General features: G+C 61.0%; 21 protein-coding genes, 1 tRNA gene and 1 pseudogene. 6 read left to right on the forward strand and 17 right to left on the reverse strand.

All coding sequences use genetic code 11. The annotated features are described in order from the left end of the window. The 6 genes and pseudogenes from ATY79_RS20170 to ATY79_RS20200 all read right to left on the reverse strand — a co-directional run. Positions 1–206 (reverse strand): annotated as a pseudogene (locus ATY79_RS20170) (electron transfer flavoprotein subunit alpha/FixB family protein); the annotation flags it as partial. A gap of 25 nt (positions 207–231) precedes the next feature. Beyond that, a complete protein-coding gene (locus ATY79_RS20175) occupies positions 232–981 on the reverse strand; it encodes an electron transfer flavoprotein subunit beta/FixA family protein (protein WP_088693459.1) in 750 nt (249 codons plus the stop codon). A gap of 169 nt (positions 982–1,150) precedes the next feature. Continuing rightward, positions 1,151–1,942: a rhomboid family intramembrane serine protease gene (locus ATY79_RS20185; protein ID WP_088693461.1), complete on the reverse strand. Its 792-nt coding sequence runs from the start codon at positions 1,940–1,942 to the stop codon at positions 1,151–1,153. Positions 1,943–1,985: 43 nt separating this feature from the next. Beyond that, positions 1,986–2,564, reverse strand: a complete 579-nt coding sequence (locus ATY79_RS20190; protein WP_088693462.1) for a cob(I)yrinic acid a,c-diamide adenosyltransferase — start codon at positions 2,562–2,564, stop codon at positions 1,986–1,988. A gap of 24 nt (positions 2,565–2,588) precedes the next feature. Next, positions 2,589–2,792, reverse strand: coding sequence for a twin transmembrane helix small protein (locus ATY79_RS20195; RefSeq protein ID WP_007790735.1), 204 nt, complete (start codon positions 2,790–2,792; stop codon positions 2,589–2,591). Between the two features lie 20 nt (positions 2,793–2,812). Continuing rightward, on the reverse strand, positions 2,813–3,646 hold the full coding sequence (locus ATY79_RS20200; RefSeq protein ID WP_088693463.1) for an SDR family oxidoreductase: 834 nt from the start codon (positions 3,644–3,646) through the stop codon (positions 2,813–2,815). Positions 3,647–3,723: 77 nt separating this feature from the next. Here ATY79_RS20200 and ATY79_RS20205 point away from each other — a divergent pair, with 77 nt between their 5' ends. Beyond that, positions 3,724–4,638 carry a YihY/virulence factor BrkB family protein gene (locus tag ATY79_RS20205; RefSeq protein ID WP_088693464.1) on the forward strand — a complete coding sequence of 305 codons (915 nt, stop codon included), beginning with the start codon at positions 3,724–3,726 and terminating at the stop codon, positions 4,636–4,638. On the opposite strand, the gene gluQRS is transcribed toward ATY79_RS20205, so the two are convergent. Beyond that, entirely contained in the window at positions 4,603–5,484 is an 882-nt protein-coding gene (gluQRS, locus tag ATY79_RS20210; protein ID WP_088693465.1) for a tRNA glutamyl-Q(34) synthetase GluQRS, read from the reverse strand. The two genes, ATY79_RS20205 and gluQRS, sit on opposite strands and share 36 nt — an antisense overlap. Between gluQRS and ATY79_RS20215 the strand changes: the two genes are divergently transcribed. Together ATY79_RS20215 and ATY79_RS20220 are read left to right on the forward strand one after the other, a co-directional pair. Further along, on the forward strand, positions 5,483–6,169 hold the full coding sequence (locus tag ATY79_RS20215) for a DNA-3-methyladenine glycosylase (RefSeq protein ID WP_088693466.1): 687 nt from the start codon (positions 5,483–5,485) through the stop codon (positions 6,167–6,169). The two genes, gluQRS and ATY79_RS20215, sit on opposite strands and share 2 nt — an antisense overlap. Positions 6,170–6,280: 111 nt before the next feature. Next, positions 6,281–6,838 carry an HNH endonuclease gene (locus ATY79_RS20220; RefSeq protein ID WP_007527985.1) on the forward strand — a complete coding sequence of 186 codons (558 nt, stop codon included), beginning with the start codon at positions 6,281–6,283 and terminating at the stop codon, positions 6,836–6,838. Positions 6,839–6,859: 21 nt separating this feature from the next. Here ATY79_RS20220 and ATY79_RS20225 read toward each other — a convergent pair whose 3' ends face one another. The 3 genes from ATY79_RS20225 to ATY79_RS20235 form a co-directional block, all read right to left on the reverse strand. Further along, a complete protein-coding gene (locus tag ATY79_RS20225; RefSeq protein WP_088693467.1) occupies positions 6,860–7,372 on the reverse strand; it encodes a disulfide bond formation protein B in 513 nt (170 codons plus the stop codon). A gap of 22 nt (positions 7,373–7,394) precedes the next feature. After that, positions 7,395–7,991, reverse strand: a complete 597-nt coding sequence (locus tag ATY79_RS20230) for a YqaA family protein (RefSeq protein WP_088693468.1) — start codon at positions 7,989–7,991, stop codon at positions 7,395–7,397. Positions 7,992–8,113: 122 nt separating this feature from the next. Further along, complete coding sequence (locus tag ATY79_RS20235; protein ID WP_088693469.1) at positions 8,114–9,865, reverse strand: cation:proton antiporter; 1,752 nt, start codon at positions 9,863–9,865, stop codon at positions 8,114–8,116. A 273-nt stretch (positions 9,866–10,138) separates the two neighbouring features. Between ATY79_RS20235 and ATY79_RS20240 the strand changes: the two genes are divergently transcribed. Next, positions 10,139–11,269 (forward strand): glycosyltransferase family 39 protein, encoded by a 1,131-nt coding sequence (locus ATY79_RS20240; RefSeq protein WP_088693470.1) that lies wholly within the window; start codon positions 10,139–10,141, stop codon positions 11,267–11,269. Positions 11,270–11,398: 129 nt separating this feature from the next. On the opposite strand, the gene ATY79_RS20245 is transcribed toward ATY79_RS20240, so the two are convergent. From ATY79_RS20245 to ATY79_RS20255, 3 genes are all read right to left on the reverse strand, one after another. Further along, positions 11,399–12,967, reverse strand: a complete 1,569-nt coding sequence (locus ATY79_RS20245; protein WP_088704711.1) for an arylsulfatase — start codon at positions 12,965–12,967, stop codon at positions 11,399–11,401. A 297-nt stretch (positions 12,968–13,264) separates the two neighbouring features. Further along, positions 13,265–13,349, reverse strand: a tRNA-Leu gene (locus tag ATY79_RS20250). A 111-nt stretch (positions 13,350–13,460) separates the two neighbouring features. Then, on the reverse strand, positions 13,461–14,759 hold the full coding sequence (locus tag ATY79_RS20255) for an MFS transporter (RefSeq protein WP_088693471.1): 1,299 nt from the start codon (positions 14,757–14,759) through the stop codon (positions 13,461–13,463). Between the two features lie 124 nt (positions 14,760–14,883). On the opposite strand from ATY79_RS20255, the gene ATY79_RS20260 reads away from it, so the two are divergent. Continuing rightward, complete coding sequence (locus tag ATY79_RS20260) at positions 14,884–15,468, forward strand: TetR/AcrR family transcriptional regulator (RefSeq protein WP_088693472.1); 585 nt, start codon at positions 14,884–14,886, stop codon at positions 15,466–15,468. Here ATY79_RS20260 and ATY79_RS20265 read toward each other — a convergent pair. After that, positions 15,465–16,259 carry a class I SAM-dependent methyltransferase gene (locus ATY79_RS20265; RefSeq protein ID WP_088693473.1) on the reverse strand — a complete coding sequence of 265 codons (795 nt, stop codon included), beginning with the start codon at positions 16,257–16,259 and terminating at the stop codon, positions 15,465–15,467. The two genes, ATY79_RS20260 and ATY79_RS20265, sit on opposite strands and share 4 nt — an antisense overlap. A gap of 71 nt (positions 16,260–16,330) precedes the next feature. Further along, on the reverse strand, positions 16,331–17,311 hold the full coding sequence (locus tag ATY79_RS20270; protein ID WP_088704707.1) for an aldo/keto reductase: 981 nt from the start codon (positions 17,309–17,311) through the stop codon (positions 16,331–16,333). A 181-nt stretch (positions 17,312–17,492) separates the two neighbouring features. Here ATY79_RS20270 and ATY79_RS20275 point away from each other — a divergent pair, with 181 nt between their 5' ends. Then, positions 17,493–19,121 carry an AMP-binding protein gene (locus ATY79_RS20275; protein ID WP_088704708.1) on the forward strand — a complete coding sequence of 543 codons (1,629 nt, stop codon included), beginning with the start codon at positions 17,493–17,495 and terminating at the stop codon, positions 19,119–19,121. Between the two features lie 21 nt (positions 19,122–19,142). Here ATY79_RS20275 and ATY79_RS20280 read toward each other — a convergent pair whose 3' ends face one another. Then, positions 19,143–20,432: a GNAT family N-acetyltransferase gene (locus ATY79_RS20280; RefSeq protein ID WP_088704709.1), complete on the reverse strand. Its 1,290-nt coding sequence runs from the start codon at positions 20,430–20,432 to the stop codon at positions 19,143–19,145. A 4-nt stretch (positions 20,433–20,436) separates the two neighbouring features. Continuing rightward, positions 20,437–21,849: a lipopolysaccharide biosynthesis protein gene (locus ATY79_RS20285; protein ID WP_088704710.1), complete on the reverse strand. Its 1,413-nt coding sequence runs from the start codon at positions 21,847–21,849 to the stop codon at positions 20,437–20,439. Positions 21,850–22,055 lie beyond the last annotated feature (206 nt).

Raw genomic sequence — 22,055 nt, forward strand, 5'->3', positions numbered from 1 at the left:
AGATTGTGGGCGAGGCTTGCATCCTCGGCAACCAGTACCCTGGACACGCCCGACAGCCTGGCGGCCTGATCGGCCGCAGCCCTGGCGCCGGCGCCGGTGACCAGGATGGTGACGTCACCGCCGATCTGGCTTGCTGCCGTCAGCGCCTTGGCGGTCTGGTCGGAAAGGTGATGGCCGTCATGGTCGGCCAGAAGAAGAATGGTCATGATAGATGCTCCTGTTCCAACCCAATTACAGCACGCCGGCTTCGTTCTTCAGCTTGTCGATGAGCTCGGCGACCGACTTGACCTTGACGCCGGCCTTGCGGCCGGATGGTTCCTCGGTCTTCAAGACCTTCAGGCGCGGCGTGGTGGAGACGGAAAAATCGGCCGGGCTCTTCTTGTCGAGCGGCTTCTTCTTCGCCTTCATGATGTTCGGTAGCGAGGCATAGCGCGGCTCGTTGAGGCGCAGGTCCGAGGTGACGACGGCGGGCAGCTTGATCTCGATCGTCTGCAGGCCGCCATCGACTTCGCGCGTCACCTGGGCTTTGCCGTCACCGATCTCGATCTTCGAGGCGAAGGTCGCCTGGGCGGTGCCGAGGAGGGCGGCCAGCATCTGGCCGGTCTGGTTCGAATCGTCGTCGATCGCCTGCTTGCCGACGATGATCAGACCCGGCTGTTCGGCGTCGACGACGCCCTTCAGGATCTTCGCCACGGCGAGCGGCTCGACGGCATCATCGGTCTCGACGAGGATGGCGCGGTCAGCGCCCATGGCGAGCGCGGTGCGCAGCGTCTCCTCGGCCTTGGCCGGACCGATCGAGACGATGATCACCTCCTCGGCCTTGCCGGCTTCCTTCAGCCTGAGCGCCTCCTCGACCGAGATCTCGTCGAACGGGTTCATCGACATCTTCACATTGGCAAGTTCCACACCCGTGCCATCCGGACGCACGCGGATCTTCACGTTGTAGTCAACCACCCGCTTCACGGGGACGAGAATTTTCATGGGGTCCTTCCTTCAACTCTTTTCGCCAAGAAAATGCGCGTTTCGGCGCTGCTCCGATTGTCGAATGGCGACATGGATACGCGTTTTTCCTCCAAACACAACGCTTCCATGACGCAGACAGGCAAATTGAGCTCGTCAATATATGACGTTTACGTTCACGTCAATATTGTCATTGCTGCCTGTTCCAGGGAGGGCGCGAGCGTAACCGCTGGCCGGGTGCCGCGACCATCGCCGGGTTGGCTGTGGGGCGGTGTCTGACAGCTCTCGGGGTGACGACTTCCCGATCGAACAAGGGGACGCCACGGCGGCGCATGAGAAGGACCAACAGGCCGCCGGCGACGATGCCGCCGACATGGGCGCCCCAGGAGATGCTGCCATCGGGCTCCAGGACCAGCATCACGAATTGCTGGCCAATCCAGAGAAGGAGCGGGACGAAGGCCGGCAGCGGCAGTGGCACGCGCATCAGCACCAGCACCCAGACCTTTACGCGAGGATGCAAGACGACGTAGGCCGTCACCACGCCTGAGATCGCGCCGGAGGCGCCTACAAGCGGTGCCTCCGATGTCGTCCCCACGAGGCCATGGACGAGAGCGCCGGCCGCCGCGCAGAGCAAATAGAAGATAAGAAAGCGGAGGTGCCCCATCGCGTCCTCGACATTGTCGCCGAAGACCCAAAGGAAGAGCATGTTGGGAGCAAGATGCCAGAAACCGGAATGCACGAAGGAGTAGGTGATGTAGGTTAGCGGTTCCGGGATGAAGGCCAGCGCCGGTTCCAGTCTCGCGTGGTGAAAGGCAACCGCGGGAATGTAACCCAGGCCGACAATCGTCGCCTGCGACACGGATTGGCTGGCGACAACCCCGGTGAATAGCCAAACCGCGAGATCCACCGCAATCAGCCCCATGGTGACCCATTGGACCTTGATATGCTTCAGCGTATTGGCGTCGTGCAGCGGTATGAACATGAAGCCTGCCCCCGGCGTTCGCGTCACATGGTTGCGGAGGAACCTACCTGTTTTTTCCGGGAACCCAAAGCACATCGGCATGGCCGCGGTCATTGGCGTGACGGGCGGCGACGAAAAGGAAGTCCGAAACCCGATTGACATATTTCAATGCGGCGTCGCTGACGACCTCACCATCTGCCCGGGCAAGCTCGACCATCAGTCGCTCGGCGCGGCGTGCGATCGTGCGGGCGAGATGAAGGTGAGCAGCCGCCGAGTGCCCGCCCGGCAGCACGAAGGACTTCAGGGGCTGAAGATCGGCGTTCAACTCGTCAATGTCGCTCTCGATCCGTGCGACCTGGCTATCGACGATGCGCAGCGGTTCGTGTGCCGGCGGCTTGCCGTCGTCAGGCGTCGCAAGATCAGCACCGAGGTCGAAGAGGTCGTTCTGGATGAGCGTCAGCATCCTCTCAAGGACGGGCATGCCCTGCATATGAAGCCGTGCGACGCCGATCGCGGAGTTGGCCTCGTCGATCGTGCCGTAGGCCTCGACGCGCAGATCGTATTTCAGCCGACGTGGCCCGGAAACGAGTGCGGTTGTGCCGTCGTCGCCGGTCTTCGTGTAGATCTTGTTGAGCCTTACCATACCTGCCCCCTCTCTTTTCCCGTCTTAGCTAGGGCGGCCGCCGCCAGTCAGCCAGAGCGTCAGCATGATCAGGAGCACGGCGATCGCCTGCAGCAGCACACGCAGCTGCATCAGCTTGTTGGAAAGGTTCGGGTTGCCGCCCTTCATCATGTTGAAGAGACCGCGAATCAGTACCAGGGCGACGATGCCCATGACGATGATCGCGAGGATGTAGGTGACCGTGGACATGCTGGCTTTGGCTTTCCTGATTAGTCCACCCAGCGCATCAGGCGGTAGAAAAGGTCTGCGGGCAGTAGCCTTTTCAGTACCATGCCCTGCTTTGCCGGCGTGGTTACGGGGTAATGTGGTTTCGGATTGTTCGAGTTCAATGCGTGCTTCAGCACGGCGTAGACCGCGTCCGGACCGAGCTTATGTCGATTGGGACGGCCCGATCCGTCAAGCCGTGCAAGCTGACGGCGGTAATCTGCCGCATGCACCGAGTTTTTCACGTCGATATTTTCGTTGAGCTTTGCGAGCGCGTTTGCGGTGAAGCGGGAGGTGATCGGACCCGGTTCGATCAGGCTTACGTGGATGCCACTACCCTGAAGCTCCATGCGAAGGCTGATGCTCAGACCTTCGAGAGCGAATTTGGAGGCGGTATAGGCGCCGCGGAAACGATACGGCACGACGCCGAGGATCGATGAACACTGGACGATCCGGCCTCGGCCGCGCTTGCGCATCAGCAGCACTACCTGGCGCGTCAGCTCGTGCCAGCCGAAGACGTTCGTTTCGAACTGAGCGCGCAGGGCCTCGGTCGGAAGGTCCTCGACCGCGCCGGGTTGCCCGTAGGCGCCGTTGTTGAAGAGCGCATCGATGCGTCCGTCTGTCAGTGCGGTCACATCTCGCACGAAGTCAGAGATTGTATCGGGGCGGGTGTAGTCCATGCGGAAGACTTCGATGCCGTCCGCTTCGAGCGGTGCCAAATCATCGAATTTGCGCACCGTGGCAAAGACTCGCCAGCCGTCGGCTTTCAGCGCCCGGGCGCAATGCGCGCCGATCCCGGAAGAACACCCTGTCACGATGATTGTGCGCTGATCCGACATGGAATGATTCCTGTACAAAATGGGAGTGGTTTCCCATATTCGAACGGGCGACACAACGACCAAAGCCGGGAGACGGAATGCCGAAGATAATGCGCATCTTCTATGATGTGGTCTACGATGCTATCTGCCACCTTATTGAAGACGACGGCTTCGCGATGGCGAGCCATGTCGCATTGTCTACGCTTCTGGCTGTCTTTCCGTTTCTCATCTTCGGGACCACGCTTGCAACCTTTCTGGGCGCCGACCAGTTCTCGGATCGGGCAATCCATCTGATCTTTGATACGTGGCCGGAGGCGATCGCCAAGCCGTTGGTCGACCAGGTGATCCAGGTCCTGACGGTGCCGCGCGGCGGTCTGCTAACCGTGTCTGTTCTGGCGGCGGCATACTTTGCCTCGAACGGGGTCGAGGCGTTGCGGATATCGCTGAACCGCGCCTACCGTGTTCAGGAAACGCGGCCATGGTACATCACCCGTCTTGCAAGCCTTGGTTACGTCATCATCGCCGTAATTATTTTTGCCGCCGTCAGCATCCTGCTTGTGGCCGTGCCGCTTGCCCTCGACTATGCGCGCCAGTGGTTCCCGCTTTTCGCCGATACGCTCGAAGTCGTCTTCAGCTGGCGCGTCTACGGAACGCTGTTCATGCTGACCGTCGGCCTCTTCGTCGTTCACCTGTGGCTGCCGGCCGGGCGGCGCCGTGTGTTCGACGTTGTGCCAGGCGTGCTGGTGACGCTGCTGCTTTGGTTGGCGGGAGCCCTGATCTTCGCCTATTACCTGGCGACATTCGCCAACTACACGGCGACCTATGCGGGTCTGGCGTCGGTGATGATCGTTCTGATTTTTCTCTATATGGTCGGCGTGATCTTCATCATTGGCGCTGAGATCAATGCGGCCCTCCTGAAGTTTCGCGTACGCGCGATCTTCAAGAACAATTTCCTGGGCAGGGGGCAGAGCAAGACGTCAAAGCCCCACAAGGCGGCGGATATCGGCCGGTGAAAGCCCGCGCCCGCGGAGTTCGGCGAGCCCGGTGTCGCTTTGGCTCTTGGAGAGTTTTCGACCGTCCTCATCGGTGATCAGCCGATGGTGGTGATAGATCGGTGCTGGCAGCCCGAGCAATGTCTGCAGCAATCGATGCACCGACGTCGAATGAAAGAGATCGAGCCCGCGAACCACGTGGGTAACCTCCTGCAGGGCGTCATCGAGGACGACCGAAAGATGGTAGCTTGACGGTGCATCCGACCGCGACAGGATGACATCTCCCCAGGCACCGGGATTTGCAGCGATCAGGCCACGATTGCCGTCGCCGGTTTCCTCCCAAGAAAGGGTGGCGCCCACTGCCTCCAAGGCCTTGCCCATGTCGAGCCGCCATGCGTGCTTTACGCCCGATGCAAGCAGCTGCTGCCGGTCGAATTCAGCGCGCTCGCGATCGTCTGGAGGATAGAGCGGCGAGCCGTCGGGGTCTCGCGGCCAGGGGGTGCCATTTGCTTCGGCGGCGACAACCCGTGTTTTTGTCTCGCCTCGCGTCATGAACGCGGGATAGGCGAGGCCGAGGTCGGTCAACCGCTCAAGGGCTGCCTGGTATTCCGCGAAATGCTCCGACTGCCGCCGCACGGGCCATTCCCAGTTTATGGCCAGCCATTCGAGGTCGGCATAGATGCCAGCCTCGAATTCGGGTGTACAGCGTGTCAGGTCGATGTCTTCGATGCGCAGCAGAAAGCGTCCTTCCGCCGATGCCGCCATGTCCCCGTTTAGAAGGGCCGAGAGCGCGTGGCCAAGGTGGAGCGGGCCATTGGGGCTGGGCGCAAAACGAAAGACAGGCTTTTGACGAGGAATCGCGGTCATGCTTTCTTCTGCCATGGATTCGGTGGGATCGCGAGGAAGCGTGTTGATCATTCGCAGCGATGATGATGTGATGGAGGGGTTGGAGAACCTGCTTCGGCTAGACCCGCGGCTTGCTGCCATTGCAGCGGAGACCGGACCGCTTCCCTTGCGGTTGCGTGAACCGGGTTTCGAGGGGCTTGCCCACATTATCGTCTCGCAAATGGTGTCGCGCGCCAGCGCCGAAGCGATCTGGCGGCGGATGCAGCCAGCCGAAGGCGTGCTGACGGCGGAGAATTATGTGCTCCTCCGTCCCGAAGCTTGGCGAGAATTTGGCCTGTCGCGTGCCAAGGCGGACACGCTCTTGCGAATTGCCGAAGCTGTTGCCTCAGGTCGCCTCGATCTTCTCGCGCTCTCCGCCTTGCCACCTGAGGAGGCGCTGGCTGAACTTACGGCGCTCAAGGGTATCGGTCCCTGGACAGCCGAGGTTTATCTGATGTTCTGTGGTGGCCACGCAGACGTCTTTCCCTCCGGTGACGTTGCCCTGCAAAATGCGGTGGCTGCGGCATTCGGTCTCGCTGCTCGCCCGCAAGCGCGCGAACTGGCGTCCTTGGCCGGCGCGTGGTCGCCGTGGCGATCCGTCGCGGCCAGGCTTTTCTGGGCTTATTACGCTGTCAGGCTCGGACGTCGCGTGCTGCCGATCGACTAGGCAGCGGTACCGTGAATAACAGGATTGATGCCTGAATTTATTAGACTTCACAATGCCGTCACAACCGGCCTAATATAAGGGTGCAGATGCCGAATCGATCAGGAGAGTCCCTTGACGATTGCAGTCTCCCCACAGGCCCTGCCAGCGCTCGTCCTGAACGCTGACTATAGGCCCTTGAGTTACTACCCCTTGTCGCTGTGGTCCTGGCAGGACGCGATCAAGGCGGTGTTTCTCGACCGTGTGAATATCATTGCTGAATACGAACATTCGGTGTCTTCACCGAGCTTCTCGATGCGGCTTCCAAGTGTCGTCTGCCTCAAGACATACGTCCAGCCTTCCCGCAATCCGGCTTTTACCCGCTTCAACGTGTTCCTGCGTGACAAGTTCGAATGCCAGTATTGCGGCGAGCATGACGATCTGACCTTCGACCATGTCATTCCGCGCGCGCATGGCGGCGAGACGACATGGGAAAACGTCGTTGCGGCCTGCTCTCCCTGCAATCTCAGAAAGGGCAGCAAGCTGCCCAAGCAGGCTGGCATGTTCCCGAATCAGAAGCCCTACCAGCCGACGGTGCAGGACCTGCACAATAATGGTCGGCTTTTCCCGCCGAACTACCTGCACGACAGCTGGCTCGACTATCTTTACTGGGATAGCGAACTGCAGCCTTGATCGGGCCGCCATCCGTCAGGCTCAGGCCGTCTTTCGGACGCCGATAAAGGCGAAGGCTGCGAGGACGAGGCTTGTGATGACGTTCCAGCCGGCGAAGGACAGGCCGAGGACACGCAGCGCTGCGTCGGTGCAGGACGGCCCCTTGATGCTGTTCAATTCGCTCAGCAGGTCGCCGGCATTTTGCGTCATGCTGCCAGCTGTTGTGGAGCAGGTGGCTGGCCCTTCCCAGAAATGCCACTCGACACCGGCATGATAGACGCCCATGCCGGCGCCAACGACCATCAGGATGCCGGCGGCGAGCAGAAATGCACGGCCTATCCAGTTGGGAAGGCCGACTGCGGAAGCAACCGCGCCGAGGATCGCGATCGGAATGCCATAGTAATAGGGCTGGCGCTGCAGCAGGCAGAGCGCGCAGGGGATGTAGCCGCCAAGATACTGGAAGCCGAGTGCGGTGCCGACCACCACCGCCATGCCGAGGGCGAGCACCAGCGAATAACCGACGACCGGGCGAGCAAGGGAAAACGAGGCAGGCATGAACGGACTCCGCGCAAATGGCTCAGTGGGCAAGTAGTTTATAGGCAATCCCGAGGGCGATGGCGACGGCGGCAACAATGCCCGCTATCTGTCCGAGACGGTTTTCGATGAAATGGCGGATCGACTCGCCGTAACGGCGCAGCAGCCACGCGAGGAAGAAGAAGCGCGCGCCGCGGGCCACGATCGCCGAGATAATGAAGAAGCCGAGATTCATGTGAATGACGCCGGCGAGGATCGTCACCACCTTGATCGGCGGCAGGTGTGCCAGGCCTGAGGTGACGAGCAGCAACAGCAGGATTTCCCACTCGTCGTGGATATACAGCCGGAGCTGCTCGAAGGCATCGAGCTTTCCGTAGAATTCCAGAACCGGACGGGCAATCGCGTCATAGGCGTAGTAGCCGAGCATCCACCCGGCGATGCCACCGAGGACGGACGCGACCGTCGCGACCAGCGCGTAGCGGTAGGCGCGCTCCGGCTTTGCGAGCGCCATCGGCAGGTAGAGAACGTCGGCGGGAACAAGAAAGATGGAACTTTCGACGAAGGCGATAACGGCGAGCCAGACTTCGGCCGATTTCCGGCCCGCGAGAGACATGGTCCAGTCGTAGAGTCTGCGGAGCATTCCAATCCTTTCGCGTCGAGCGCATGAGCTTTATGGGGCGTCGGTGCGGCTGTAAATGGTCGCTGTGTCGTTCGTAGGGTGACGCACCAAAAAAATCTTCGTGATCAAGCTGAGCGCGGCGCTCACGAGGCGACGCTGGAAGGCTGGTCGTGCCTTTGCCGCATGACGTTCATTTCCGTTCGCTCGCGCGCCATTTCGCTGACGGCATGGCGCAAAACGGGATGCTTTGCGGTGAACATGTTGAAATCGCGCCTTTCCAGCACAAAGAACTGGCAGAAATCCACAGCGACGACGTCCGCGGTGCGGCGCCCGCCGCTGAGCAGCGCCATCTCACCGAAGAACGCACCGGGCTCCAGCCGGATCGGTCCACCGGGCAATTGCACCTCCACAGCGCCTGACGACAGGAAATACATGCCATCGCCTCGGTCGCCCTTGCGGACAACACGCTCGCCGGGCAAGGCGGATTTCGGCCGGAAGAGGAGCAGCAATTCCTCCTGAGAATCTTCGTCTACGTTGGCAAACAATGGGAAGGTTTCGATAAGTTCCTGCATCTCGAGCTGGTGCTTGCGCTCGCGCGCCTCGTTGACCGCCCGGATCCTCTCAAGTTCGCGGCCGAGTACTTCGTGCCGGCGGCGACCGAAGTGATTGCTGAGCGCCGGCCATCTGGCGTGGACCTGGGTGTGCAGCGCTTCGGCACCCATGCAGACAAGTGGGTTGAGGGTAATCGAAATAATGGCGGACGCCAGGATGATATCCTGCCCGTCATTCGGCAGTAGCCCGAGAGAAATGCCGAGACTGGCAAGAATGAACGAGAATTCGCCGATCTGTGCCAGTCCGCCTGAGACAGTCAGCGCCATTCCAATCGGATAGCGGAGCATGACGACGATGAGGAAGGAGATGATGGTCTTGCCGACGATGATCAGCGCCAGCGCGCTGATCACGGCCATCGGCTGGCGCACCAGGATCGAAGGATCAAACAGCATGCCGACGGATACGAAGAACAGCACCGAGAAGGCGTTCTGAAGCGGTAGCGAATCGGCAGCCGCCCGATGGCTGAGATTGGATTCACTCATCACGACGCCGGCGAAAAAGGCGCCGAGAGCGAAGGAGACGCCGAAGATTTTCGCCGAGCCGAACGCGATGCCAAGTGCTATGGCGAGGACCGTCAGGGTGAAGAGTTCGCGTGAACCGGTTCGGGCGACCAGTGTCAGGAGCCAGGGAACGATCTTTGGTCCGAGAAAGACCGCCATGACCGCAAACGCGCCGACCTTCAGAAGCGTCAGGGCAATCGTCACTGGAAGCGGCAGCCCGACGCTTTGTGCAAGGCCGCCGCCGGCGGCATGGCCCCCAAGCAATTCGGCGACGGCGGGCAGAAGCACCAATGCCAGGACCGTGGCAAGGTCTTCGACGATCAACCAGCCAACGGCCACGCGGCCGCTGGCCGAGTTGAGCAGATTCCGCTCCTCCAAGGCTTTCAACAGTACAACCGTGCTTGCTACCGACAGGCTGAGGCCGAAGACGATCCCCGCGCCAAGCCCCCAGCCCCACCATTTGACGAGGACGACACCGAGCAGGGTAACGATAACGATGCGTGCGATTGCACCGGGCACGGCGATGCCCCGCACCGCGAGTAGATCGGCGGTGGAAAAATGCAAGCCAACGCCGAACATCAGCAGGATGACGCCCATCTCTGCTAATTGACTGGCGAGCCCAGCATCGGCGACGAAGCCGGGCGTCATGGGCCCCATGGCGATACCCGCCAGCAAGTATCCGACAAGCGGCGGCAGCCGCAGCCGGTTGGCGATATAGCCGAGTATCGCCGCAAAGACGAAACTGACGGCAACTGTGGCAATAAGCGAGACTTCCTGATGCACGCGTGCACTTTCCCTCTTGGCGGGCGCAGTTTGGCCGAAACGCTCGAGAAATTAAACAGTTGATTTGCTGCGGCCGCCCAAATGCTGGGTAGAGTCCAATTGAGGCAGTAATGCTGCGAATGCCGGTTGCGTAAGCGTTGCGTTGAGGCAACACACTTCTTCGGAACGGTGCTGGCAAGTGCCTGAAATGGTGGGTGAGCCGCTATACAGTCCATCAGAAGAATTGCATGTTCCGGTCGGTGAAGATCCGCTCAAGCCGATCGTGGGGACGAATTGACTGACACTACCGATGGTTCATACGTCTCCGCGCCGCGCGCTGCGCGGCTAGACGCGCTTCTGCCTGTCCTATTATTGGCGACGTACTTCACGGCAAGCTTTGCCCTCAGGCTGCTTCGCGGTGGCGATCTCGGGTCCGATGAGGCCGAGCAGATCAGGCTCGCGCATGCCTTGCAACTGGGCTACGGCGATCAGCCGCCGCTCTACAACTGGCTGTTCTACTGTTTTGGCAAGGTCTTCGGCGTGTCGGTGGACACGCTCGCATTCCTGAAGAATGCCACGCTGCTGGCGAGCTGCGTGTTTCTCGGGCTGGCAGCCCGAAAATTGATGGGAGCACGAGATAGCGTCTGGATTGCGGTTCTCGGTCTGCTGAGCCTACCTGCCGTCTTTCTGCTTGCGCAGCGGGATCTGACCCACAGCATCGGTGCCTTCGCGGCCGTTGCATTCTTCCTATACGTGCTGGCACGAATGGACGAGCGTGCATCGACCGGCAATTACGCGCTTCTCGGAGCAGCGGCCGGCATCGGATTCCTTGCGAAGTACAATTTTGCGATTATCCCCGTCGCGACCGTTGTCGCGCTCCTGCTCGAACCCGGTATGCGGCGGTTGGTCCTCAACTGGCGGCTGGCGGTCACCATCGCGGTGGGCCTCGTCGTCGCTGGGCCGCATGTCTACTGGGCTTTGACCCATCTGGATGCGGCGGCCGGCGACACGGTGAGCAAGATGCAGGGAGTAGCGAGCCACGCAGCTCCCATCCAGCTGTTGGCCGCCTGGCAGCTTCTGGCATCGATCGTCAAATGCTCCGCCCTGACGCTGGCGATCCTTGCCGTCGTCTATCGTGGTCACATCCGCGCAATCTTCGTCGCGAGCAGCGAATGGACCCGAGTGATCGGCTGGATGCTCGCTATCAGCATGTTCCTGGTCTTCGCAATCATGCTCGCCGTCGACGCGACCATAATGCGTCCGAAGTGGATCTCGATCTTCTTCGTGGCCTTTCCCCTGTATCTGGCGCTCAAGGTGGATGCGGCAGGCGTTCAAGTCGCCGGTGCCACCGGGAAGCTAATGGGGCTTGTCGGGGCGGTGATCTTTATCTCCCTGGGCATCGTCATTGCGGGGAGCTTCCACTGAGGGTGCAGCAGGACGCCGCTATTCTTGCAGAGAGTGAAAGGAGCTTTCGCCGGCGGAGTCACTGGTTGCTCGGTACCGGAGCGGCCGCCACAAGGGCGTCCGCCTCGATTTAGTGCGCGCGAGCGTCTGTTACCGTGCCGCTTGACTGGCCATCTTCTTGTCCAACTCCTCTTTCAAAGCCTCCAGATTGAAGCTTGCGCCTTTTTGCATGGGCGGGAAGTCAAGGAAGGTCTGGGCTGCCTTCCCCATTTCCTGCTGCAGGAAGACGTAGCGCCAGAACTCGTAAGCCCACCAGTCCTTCGCGAAGAGCGACTGGCCGAGGCCCGTGCGCCCGAACGGGTCCAAGCGGATGTTAACGAGGATTGGCCAGTCAACCTTGACCGTGGCGCCAAACCAGCCATTCGGCTGATCTGTGAGCCGGTACTTGAAGTCGTCGATGCGCACCGCACCTAGGGTGGACTCGGCAAAATAGAAGACTTCATGCCGTTGCGACGGGCCCTTGCCAGTGATCAGGTCGGTCTGGTCATAACCATCAAGATGCACCTTGTAAGTTTGATCACCGATCTGCTTGCCCTTCTGGAGCTCGCCAACGATGTTCGGATTGCCGGCCGCTGCGACGAAAGTGGGGAACCAATCCAGTCCCGAGACAATCGAATTTTCCACCTTGCCCGCCGGCACATGGCCGGGCCAGCGGAGGATCACTGGCACGCGAAAGCCGCCTTCGAGGACCGTGCCTTTCCCACCGGCGAATGGGGTCTGCCCGCCGTCGGGCCAAGTGAAGTTCTCGGTGCCGTTGTCAGTGGAGAAGGCAAGGATCGTGTTGTTCTCGAGCCCGTTGTCCTTCAGGTACTTCATGACAGAACCGACGACGTCGTCAAGCTGCGCCATTCCGGCTTCCTCGAGGGACCAGCCATTCTCGGGTGTGCGCATCTTCTCATACTTCTCCGAGAGATGCGTGACCACGTGCATGCGCGTGGGATTGAGCCAGAGGAAGAACGGCTTGTCGCCCTGCCTTGCCTTGTCGATGAACTTGAGGGCATTCGCCAGGATCTCGTCGTCAACTGTCTCCATGCGATCCGGGCAAAGCTCGCCGGCATCCTCGATCCTCTGCTTCCCGATCTTGCCCCAGCGAGGCTGTACGGTGGGATCATCTCTGTCGGTCGCATAGCTATGAAACATGTTCCGGGGACCCACTATCGTCTTTACCGCCGGCGGGTAGGTAGAATGGCAGGGGTCTTCCATCGCATCGAGGTGATAAAGGTAACCGAAGAACTCATCAAATCCGTGCGCCGTGGGGAGGAACTGGTTGAGGTCCCCCAGGTGGTTTTTGCCGAACTGGCCAGTGGCGTATCCCATCGATTTAAGCACGATGGCGATGGTCGGCGCCTCGTCCGGCATGCCGAGGGTGCCGCCCGCCTGGCCGACCGTGGTCAGCCCGGTGCGGATCGGCAGTTCGCCGGTGATGAAGTTCGCGCGGCCCGCCGTGCAGCTCGCTTCAGCGTAATAGTCGGTAAACCGCATGCCATCCGATGCGAGTTGGTCCAGGTTCGGTGTCCTGCCAGCCATGATGCCCTGATTGTAGGCGCCGATATTGAACCAACCGACGTCGTCGCCCATGATGAACACGATGTTGGGCTTGGGTTGGTCCTGCGCCGGAACGATCGACGTGCTGCTCAAAAGAGCTGTCGCGACGGTCATCGCGCCGCGATGCAAGTTGCTGCTGCTTTCATCTGAGTTCTCCTCCCTCGGAGACCTTGGCCACCGCGGCCAAGGTTGGCTTGGGCGTGGATGCAGCGCTGAATTTCAGGGCAGCCTCGCCCCCATGCCGGCACGCCGTGCCGTCATTCTTTCACGCAAAATTTTTCAGTAAATGCAGACTGTGGTTTATTATCGCACAAGCTGAGCTCGCGCGGAAGGAGCCCATGTCTTGCTGCAGCAGATGGGAAGCCAAAGCCGTTCAAATCACAGTCAAGTATTTGGCGAGTTCGAGATTTTTGGTGCCCCATGCCGGGGTCGAACCAGCACTTCTTTCGAAACTCGATTTTGAGTCGAGCGCGTCTACCAATTCCGCCAATGGGGCAACGGATACCGACGGGCGGCTGTCTAGCATGCGTTCACCCGCGCGCGCAAGACGGCGGGCGAAGTTCTCGGCTTGATTTATTGGAGTTTCCGGCCTGCGGCCGGAACTGTGTCAATGCGCGCCGGCGGCGGCGGGCTGATGGACGCCGGACTTCTTCAGCGTGATCGCGAGGATCGAAGCGAGCAGGCAGAAGGCTCCGGCGATGAAGAAGGCGGGCAGATAGCTCTGCAGTTCCGTGCGCGACCAGCCGGCGCCGTAGGCCGCTGTTGCGGCTCCGAGCTGGTGCCCGGCGAAGACCCAGCCGAAGACGAGGCCGGCCTTTTCGCGACCAAAACGATCGGCGGCGATCTTGACGGTTGGCGGCACGGTGGCGATCCAGTCGAGGCCGTAGAAGACGGCGAAGATCGACAGGCCATAGAAGCTGAAGTTGCTGAAGGGCAGGAAGAGCAGAGAGAGGCCACGCAGGCCATAGTACCAGAAGAGCAGCCAGCGATTGTCGAAGCGGTCCGAAAGCCAGCCGGAGCCGATCGTGCCGAAGAAATCAAAAATGCCCATGACGGCAAGGACGCTCGCGGCAGCGACCGGGACGATGCCGAAGTCGCCGCAGAGGGTGACGAAATGCGTCTGGATCAGGCCGTTGGTACTGAGGCCGCAGATGAAGAAGGTGGCGAAGAGAATCCAGAAGGTCGACGTGCCGGAGATTTCCTTGAGAACCGTGATCGGGGTTGCCAGCATTGCCAACAGGCCCCCCTGCGGCGGCACGTGCGGCGTGACGTGTTCATCACCGAAGGCCGGCAGATTGAGGTCGGAGGGGCGGTCGCGCATGAAGGCCAGCACCAGAAGAGCGGCAAGCATGATCATGCCACAGACGAAAAAGACCGTTCCGCGCCATCCGTGGCGTTCGGTCAGTTCTGCCATGAGCGGCAGGAAGACCAGCTGGCCCGTGGCTGAGCTCGCCGACAGCATGCCCACCACCAGGCCCCGGTGCTTGGTGAACCAGCGGGCCGAAACGGTCGCCGCGAGAACCATGGCCGTCAGTCCCGTGCCGAAGCCTACGACGACGCCCCAGAGCAGCAGCAACTGCCAGAGCTTAGTCATGAACAGAGAGCCGATGAAGCCGCTGCCGATCAGGGCCATGGCGAAAACGATGACCTTGCGGACGCCGAAATAATTCATGAAGGCCGCCGAGAACGGTCCCATCAGCCCGAAGAGAAGCAGGCGGACGGCAAGCGCGGAGGATATCTGTGAGGTTTCCCAGCCGAACTCGTCCTGAAGCGGCTTGATCAGGACGCCGGGGGCGCCCATCGCGCCGGCTGTCACCAGCATGGTCAGGAAGGTTGCCGCGACGACCACCCATCCATAGTGGATGTTGCGTCGCGCCAGCGATGAGGCAAGTGCAGTCGATACCATGTGGCCGTCCCGTCTTGAGGTTGTCGGAGACTATCGGAAGGTTTTAGATGATGGTCATCATAATTGTTGCGTATTGATGATGGACGTCATATAAATTGTCAAGCTGCTAATTGCGGAGAAATGAATGCGGGTCAGCCGAGAGAAATTTGCCGAAAATCGCGAGAAGATCCTACAGGTCGCAGGCGTGCTGTTTCGCGAAAAAGGCTTCGACGGCATCGGCGTCGCCGAGATCATGAAGGCCGCCGGAATGACGCATGGCGGCTTCTACGGGCATTTCGAATCCAAGGAAGAACTCGCGCTGGAAGTGAGCCGCGCGCTGATCGAGAAGGTAAAGATCCGTTGGAACGAGATCATCGCTTCGGCGCCGGGGCGGCCCCTCGACGCGCTGCTCGATCATTATCTGTCGCGTTGCAGCGTCGATGATCCGGGCGGGAGTTGCGTCTTTGCCTCGCTTGCCCAGGAGGTCAGCCGAAGCCGCGGGGCAGTGCGCGAAACCTTCAATGACGGGCTTTCGATGCTTGTCGATATTCTGTCCGAGATCGTTCGCGGCGAAACTCCAGAAGAGCGCCGCGAGAAGGGGTTTGCGACGCTTTCGGCGATGATGGGTGCGGTGATCCTGGCGCGCGCCGTCGAGAGTCGCGAGCTCTCCGATAACTTTCTGTATACGACGCGCGATGTGCTTTCCCTGGCGAACAGAACTGACGGTTAGCCTCGACGAGCGATCAGACCGCCGATTTCCACCACCTCCGTGAAGGTGCCCTCAGGCGAAAGCTTGAGGAGGGTGTCGCGAAGGTCCGCCTCGAAGGCAATTGCTCTTTCGCCGAGCGCCTGGGGCGATGTCACAGAGGTTGAGAAGGCGCGACCGACGATATCGTCGAGGCTGAGCTTGCGTTCCCTGATAACCGAGATCCTTTCCAGATCGCTGAAAGGCGAGCGAAGCAGGATGCTTTCATGCTCGACCCAATCCGGCCCCTTCCGCCGTTCGCGATCGGCATTGCGCTCCGGGGCGAAGGTTTCGGCGAGCTTGTTAACCGCTTGTCGCCAGTCCGGCGTCGAGGAGATGTGGCGGTCGCCGAACAGCACGACGCAGCCGTCGGGAACGGTAATCTCGTCGAGAGCCTTCAGCGTTGCCGGGCGATCCATCCAATGGAAGGAGCGCCCCATGACCGTCATCTTGAGCGGCGCGAAGTGCGGACCGAGATCGTATGACGACCCTTTGGTGAATGTGACATCAGTACCAGCAGCGGCCGCATCGGTACGTGCAGCTTCCAGCATTTCCGGCTCGGGATCGAGCCCCGTGACATCAGCGCCGGCCAGTCGCGCAAAAGCGATGCCGAGTTGACCCGGCCCGCAGCCGAGGTCAAGCACACGTTCGCCGGCTGCGAGCCCCGCACCTTCAGCGACCCGCTCGATGAGTTCATCAGGATAGGGGACGCGATAGCGCGTGTAATAGGCGGCCGTGGACTGAAAGCGGCGTGCCTCGAAGGGAATGGTCGTCATGGCAAGATCCTTGAGGGGAGTTGCTGGCCGTCGGCGTCACGCAAGCGACCGGGAATCTCCAAATGGTCGCGTTATTTGAAACCTTCGACGTGGTGGGGGACGTAAGGCTCTTCGAGTGCGGCAACATCGTCCGGTGTCAGCTTGACGGCGAGTGACGCAACCGCGTCGGTCAGGTGGTTGGCTTTCGACGCGCCGATGATCGGCGCCGTCACAGCGCTTTTCTGCAGGATCCAGGCCGTCGCGATCTGGGCGCGGGAGACACCATGTTTCTCGGCCAGCTTGCCGACGACGCCAATGATAGTGCGATCGGCGTCTTCCGCCTGCTTGTAGAGCGTCTTGCCAAATTCGTCCGTCTCGCTGCGGGTCGTCTTCTCATCCCAATCGCGCGTCAGCCGACCGCGGGCGAGCGGGCTCCAGGGAATGACGGCAATCTTCCGATCCTGGCAGAAGGGCAGCATTTCGCGTTCTTCCTCCCGGTAGAGCAGGTTCAGGTGATCCTGCATGCTGACGAATGGCGTCCAGCCATTGGCGCGCGAGGTGTATAGCATCTTGGCGAATTGCCAAGCATACATGGAAGACGCGCCGATATAGTGCGCCTTGCCTGCCCTCACGACGTCATGCAGCGCTTCCAGCGTTTCCTCGATCGGTGTCGTCTGGTCGAAACGGTGGATCTGGTAGAGGTCGACATAGTCGGTGCCGAGGCGACGCAGGCTGTTGTCGATCTCGTCGAAAATCGCCTTGCGCGACAGGCCGGCGCCGTTCGGGCCGGGCCGCATGCGGTTGAAGACCTTGGTTGCGAGTACGATCTCGTCGCGCTTTGAAAAATCCTTGATGGCCCGCCCGACGATCTCCTCCGAGGAGCCATCCGAATAGGTATTGGCGGTGTCGAGAAAATTGATACCGAGATCCAGTGCCCGCTTGATCAGTGCACGGCTGTCCTCTTCACCGAGCGTCCAGCTGTGGTTGCCGCGGCCAGGCTCGCCGAAAGTCATGCAGCCAAGGCAGATCTTCGACACTTCCAGGCCAGTGCCGCCAAATTTGACGTAGTCCATGAAATCGCTCCAAACATCGAGTCGCTACCCAGCGCGCCCTTTGATCTAGCGCGGCAAACACGAAAGTGTCTGCCACTCACACAAAAGTTTTGTGACCGATCCGGGCCGTCCTCGGCTCTCGCGCTTGCGTAAGCGGAGCTACGGGTGTTAGCTGCTGCAGCATTTGACTGGATTCCCGCCGATGAGACTGCCGCAACGCGATCGCTATGAAGACCTTTACCGCGATTTTGCGTGGGACATTCCGGAGGATTTCAATATTGGCCGTGCGGTCAGCGACGACTGGGCCGAGCGGGCGCCGGAGCGTGTTTGCCTTGAGCATTTCAGTCCTGACGGCAACCACCTCTCGATGACGTATCGCGAGCTGGCGGACCGTTCGTCGTCGCTCGCCAATGCTTTGGTGTTGCTGGGGGTGAAGAAGGGCGATCGGGTCGCGCTGCTTCTGCCTCAGTCCTTCGAGACTGTCGTCGCCCATGTCGCGATCTACAAGATGGGCGCGATCGCGCTGCCGCTGGCGTTGCTCTTCGGTGTCGAGGCGCTTGAATATCGGCTGCGGACGGCAGGCGCTTCCGCAGTCGTCACCAACACATTCGGGCTGGACCGCGTCAGCCAAATCCGTGGTCGGCTCCCTGATCTGACCGAGGTCATCAGCGTCGATGGCGATGGGCAAGGCGCTCGATCCTTTGCCTCGCTGGTGGCGGGCCATCCGCCGGTCTTCGAGGTTGCGAAGACGGCGCCCCATGATCCGGCATTGATGATCTTCACGTCGGGAACGACCGGTCCGCCGAAGGGCGCCCTGCACGGCCATCAGGTGCTGGCCGGGCATGTACCGGGGATGCAATTCGCCCATGAGGGCTTCCCGCAGGCGGGCGACAAGGTCTGGACGCCGTCGGACTGGGCCTGGGCTGGCGGCCTGCTGAATGCGCTGCTGCCAAGCCTGCTGCTCGGCGTTCCCGTCGTCTCGTCGCCGGCGCAGAAATTCGATGCCGACATGGCCTATCGCATCATGGCCGAGATGAAGGTGCGCAACGGTTTCATCCCGCCAACAGCGCTCCGGCTGCTGAAGTCGGTGCCCGATCCACGCTCCAAGTACGACCTCGTGCTGCGCACGATCGGCGCGGCGGGCGAGTCGCTTGGTGCCGAAACGCTGGAATGGGCCAAGCGGACGCTTGGGATTGCCGTCAACGAGTTCTACGGGCAGACGGAGTGCAATTTCGTGCTGTCGTCGAGCGCCGCGATCGGTATCAGCCGTCCCGGTGCGATCGGTCGGCCCGTGCCCGGGCATCGCGTGGCCATCGTCAGCGAAGCCGGGGAGGAGCTTCCTGTTGGTGAAACCGGGCAGATCGCCATCCGCCGGCCAGATCCCGTCATGTTTCTCGGCTATTGGAGCGACGCAGCCGCAACCGAACGGAAGTTTGCGGGCGATTGGCTGCTGACCGGTGATATCGGGCGCCAGGATGCGGACGGCTACCTCACCTTCTTCGGCCGGGATGACGATGTCATTACGTCTTCAGGTTATCGCATCGGACCTGCTGAAATCGAGGACTGTCTCAGCGGCCATCCGGCCGTGCAACTGGCCGCCGCTATCGGCAAGCCTGATCCTGTGCGCACCGAGATCGTCAAGGCCTATGTCGTACTGGCTCCGGGCTATGAGCCAGACGACCGGCTGGCCTTGGAGATTGGCGAGTGGGTGAAGATGCGGCTCTCCATGCATGAATATCCACGCGAGGTGGAATTCGTTTCGGAACTGCCGCTCACGACGACGGGCAAGGTGATCCGCCGCCTGTTGAGGGAGCGGGCCAGCACCGGTTGAGGCGTTTGACGTGCCTGGAGCTCACTGAGGAGACTTGCCGCGCCGAGCGAGCGACATGATCTTCTGTCGCAGCATTTTCGCAACGTTGCGGGTGCTGCTGTACATATGAAGCTGGGCTGCCACCTGGCGCACGTCGCGGTCGCCATTCTGGTTGAGCCCGATCACCATGGTCCCCATCTCCTCGCGCTCCTTCCAGAAGCGATTGATCATCGGGTGATCTGGAATAGCGCAGGAGTCGGAGCGTATGATATTGGCGTCGTCAAGGTGCCATTCCGTCAACTCGCCCATCAGCAGCTTGCCTGGCGAATAGCGGGCATAGGTTTCGTCGTAGGCCGTCTTCCACGTATAGGCGTCTCCGCCCATCATCAAGACCACCATCGAGGCGATCGCCTTTCCATTTAGGTCGATCGTGTGAACACGCACGGCGTCGACGGCGGCGAGGTTGGAAACGGCCTCGCGGGCAAAGGCGGTGTGGTAGCGATCCGTCACCAGCGCACTGCGTTTCTTGCCTTTCCAGCCGCCGGCCTCGAGCGCAAGGAACTCCTCGAAGCGCACGTGGATGTCGCGCGGCTGGCGGGCAACGCTGTAGACCACCGTGCCCAGTTCCTCGAGCAGACGCCATTGCCGGCGCATCTCCTTCAGATGCGATGAAGAAATCGCATCGCGCAGATAGGCGGCTGCTTCCTCGTCGCTCTGCAGCATGGCGCGCTGATAGGGATTGGCGATGGTGATCGGCAGGTTCCGGTCGATGGCAACCGCCCTTGCCATGCGAGCGAAGATGCCGTTCAGCCTCATATCCGGCAGCACCAGAATCGGTGGCAAGCGCAGATCGCGATGTGTCAGGCCATTGTAGAGGTTGTCCAGCGTCTCACCTGCGTCTTCGGCATCGATTAGCGGTGTGCCGAGCGGTGCAAAGCTGTTCGACCATACGCGCACGATTGAAGGGCCAACAGCGAAGCCTGGTTTTTCCACCGAGAATGGCATCAGGAAGCGCATGCGGCTGTGGGATTCGCTCTGGTCTCGCAATAGGGCGAAGTTTACCTGCCTGTCGTCAAGCCGCGGCATGGCCGGGGCGAGGAAGCGTCCCGTGAAGAAAACGTTCGGTTCCATCGCACGGTTTGACAGGAAGTCGAGTTCTTCCTGCAGTTCGTATCCCAGCCTGCCGGAATATAGGCAGAGCTCGCGCCCTGGGCGACCGATCTCGACGCGTGCATCCGCCCGCGGCGTGTCGAGATCCAGAGCCGCAAGCTCGTGAACCATGCGGTTCGTCGTAACGTCGGTCGTTTCGGTAGCTGGAGGATTGCGCGCCATTCTATCAAGCTTCCATGTCTGTCTTGGCCGTGGGAGGCGTGGCAAATGCGAAGAGCGCGATGCCAAGCGCGCGCCGGACGGCAAAATGCAGGAGAATGGCTTCCACGCCCATGGCCGAAGCAGTGGCGATCGCCGCGCCCGCGATGCCCAGTCTGGGGATGAGGAGGAGGTTGAGGCCGATATTCGCCGCCAGCGCTCCGGCGTAGAGCAGAACACACATGTTCTGTTTGCCCGCCATCATCAGCAGCGTTTCCGCCGGGCCGACCAGGGCCTTGGCGAGAATACCCGCCAGCAGGATCGCCATCACGATGTAGCCGGCCGTGAAAGCACCGCCAAACAGCGAGAGGAGAAAGTGACCGGCGGCGACGACGGCGAGCCCAATGGCGAGTGCAGGCCAAAACGTCCATTTTGCAGCGTCGATCGCGGCAACGGCGAGTTGCTGACGTGTTCCCTCGGCAATCAGGCTTGAAAAGCGCGGGCCGGAGGCTGCCTTCACCGAAAAATTGATGAAGTGAACCAGCGCCATCGTTTTGGCGGCGGCGAAGTAGATCGCGACGTCGTGCGGTTCGAGGAAGATGCCGACTACGACCACATCAGAATTGGTCAAAAGGAAGCTGACCCCCTCGATGAGGAAGATTGGGAAGGCGACCCCGAGCCAGCCGAGAAAATCGACCTCGCGCGGGCCTTCGTTGTAGTGACGGCGTAATCGCAGAAGAGTTGCGACGTACTGTCCGACGGCGGTGACATAGGTGGCGGCGAGCGCGGCCTGCATCGCCGTCACCGCCGTATGCTGCGCACCAAGGCTGATCGCGGTCAGCATGAAAAGAATGATGAGAAGAGGCCGCACGATGTAGGCGGGGCTTAGCGCCATGACCGGCCAGTGGTTGGCACGCGACGTGCCCTCCAGAATATCGCCGAGGGCGATCATCGGCATGGCGACCAGTCCCAGGAGGATCGGCACGACGTAGTAGCTCTCGAGCCTGTCGCGGAAGACTTGCAGGGCGATCATGCCGATGCCAAGCGCGGCTGTGCCGGAAAGCAAGCCGAAGATGCGAGCGGTGCCGGTCAGCCCACGAATCTTCTCAAAAGAGCCGGCCGCCTTGTATTGCGGCAGGAAGCGGACGATGGCGGTGTGGAAGCCGAGGCAGGAAAGATCGCCGACGAGGACGATCAGGACCCAGACGAATACAAAGATCCCATACTCGTATTCGCCCATCAGGCGCGCCAGGACGATCTGCGACAGAAAGGCGAGGGCGGCGCTGACAATGCGGATCGAGAAAGCGGTCAACGCCATGCGTTGGGCGGCAGCCTTGTCGCCCCGCGCGGTCAGAGCGGTGGCGAGCGAGCGCAGCATACGACTTCCCGCCGGGCGCAGACCCGCAGGCAGCATCTTTTCCGCCGTCTCAATGACCGCCATCACAAACACGCAAAACTCTTCAGGCAAATCCTGGCGGAAGTCTTGGCAGAACAGCGTTAAGAAACGGTTGTAGCAACGGCTAGATGGTGTTGTCTAATCGCATTGCGTTGGTCAAGCTCTTTTTGACATGCTCAACAACGCCCGGGCGAGCATCGTTCAACCGGGACGAGTACTAAACCGTGGATGTGCGGACCGCTGTTTCATGT

The sequence above is a fragment of the Rhizobium sp. R693 genome, assembly GCF_002211315.1.
Taxonomy (GTDB): Bacteria; Pseudomonadota; Alphaproteobacteria; order Rhizobiales; family Rhizobiaceae; genus Rhizobium.

Excerpts from the sequence above, each read along its gene's own strand:
- ATY79_RS20200 (WP_088693463.1), bottom strand. The coding sequence starts at position 3,646 with ATGTCGGATCAGCGCACAATCATCGTGACAGGGTGTTCTTCCGGGATC.
- ATY79_RS20270 (WP_088704707.1), bottom strand. The coding sequence starts at position 17,311 with ATGGACTACGTCAAATTTGGCGGCACTGGCCTGGAAGTGTCGAAGATC.
- ATY79_RS20185 (WP_088693461.1), bottom strand. The coding sequence starts at position 1,942 with ATGTTCATACCGCTGCACGACGCCAATACGCTGAAGCATATCAAGGTC.
- ATY79_RS20175 (WP_088693459.1), bottom strand. The coding sequence starts at position 981 with ATGAAAATTCTCGTCCCCGTGAAGCGGGTGGTTGACTACAACGTGAAG.
- ATY79_RS20205 (WP_088693464.1), top strand. The coding sequence starts at position 3,724 with ATGCCGAAGATAATGCGCATCTTCTATGATGTGGTCTACGATGCTATC.
- ATY79_RS20225 (WP_088693467.1), bottom strand. The coding sequence starts at position 7,372 with ATGCCTGCCTCGTTTTCCCTTGCTCGCCCGGTCGTCGGTTATTCGCTG.
- ATY79_RS20190 (WP_088693462.1), bottom strand. The coding sequence starts at position 2,564 with ATGGTAAGGCTCAACAAGATCTACACGAAGACCGGCGACGACGGCACA.
- ATY79_RS20215 (WP_088693466.1), top strand. The coding sequence starts at position 5,483 with ATGCTTTCTTCTGCCATGGATTCGGTGGGATCGCGAGGAAGCGTGTTG.
- ATY79_RS20245 (WP_088704711.1), bottom strand. The coding sequence starts at position 12,967 with ATGACCGTCGCGACAGCTCTTTTGAGCAGCACGTCGATCGTTCCGGCG.
- ATY79_RS20255 (WP_088693471.1), bottom strand. The coding sequence starts at position 14,759 with ATGGTATCGACTGCACTTGCCTCATCGCTGGCGCGACGCAACATCCAC.
- ATY79_RS20195 (WP_007790735.1), bottom strand. The coding sequence starts at position 2,792 with ATGTCCACGGTCACCTACATCCTCGCGATCATCGTCATGGGCATCGTC.
- gluQRS (WP_088693465.1), bottom strand. The coding sequence starts at position 5,484 with ATGACCGCGATTCCTCGTCAAAAGCCTGTCTTTCGTTTTGCGCCCAGC.
- ATY79_RS20275 (WP_088704708.1), top strand. The coding sequence starts at position 17,493 with ATGAGACTGCCGCAACGCGATCGCTATGAAGACCTTTACCGCGATTTT.
- ATY79_RS20260 (WP_088693472.1), top strand. The coding sequence starts at position 14,884 with ATGCGGGTCAGCCGAGAGAAATTTGCCGAAAATCGCGAGAAGATCCTA.
- ATY79_RS20285 (WP_088704710.1), bottom strand. The coding sequence starts at position 21,849 with ATGGCGGTCATTGAGACGGCGGAAAAGATGCTGCCTGCGGGTCTGCGC.
- ATY79_RS20265 (WP_088693473.1), bottom strand. The coding sequence starts at position 16,259 with ATGACGACCATTCCCTTCGAGGCACGCCGCTTTCAGTCCACGGCCGCC.
- ATY79_RS20280 (WP_088704709.1), bottom strand. The coding sequence starts at position 20,432 with ATGGCGCGCAATCCTCCAGCTACCGAAACGACCGACGTTACGACGAAC.
- ATY79_RS20230 (WP_088693468.1), bottom strand. The coding sequence starts at position 7,991 with ATGCTCCGCAGACTCTACGACTGGACCATGTCTCTCGCGGGCCGGAAA.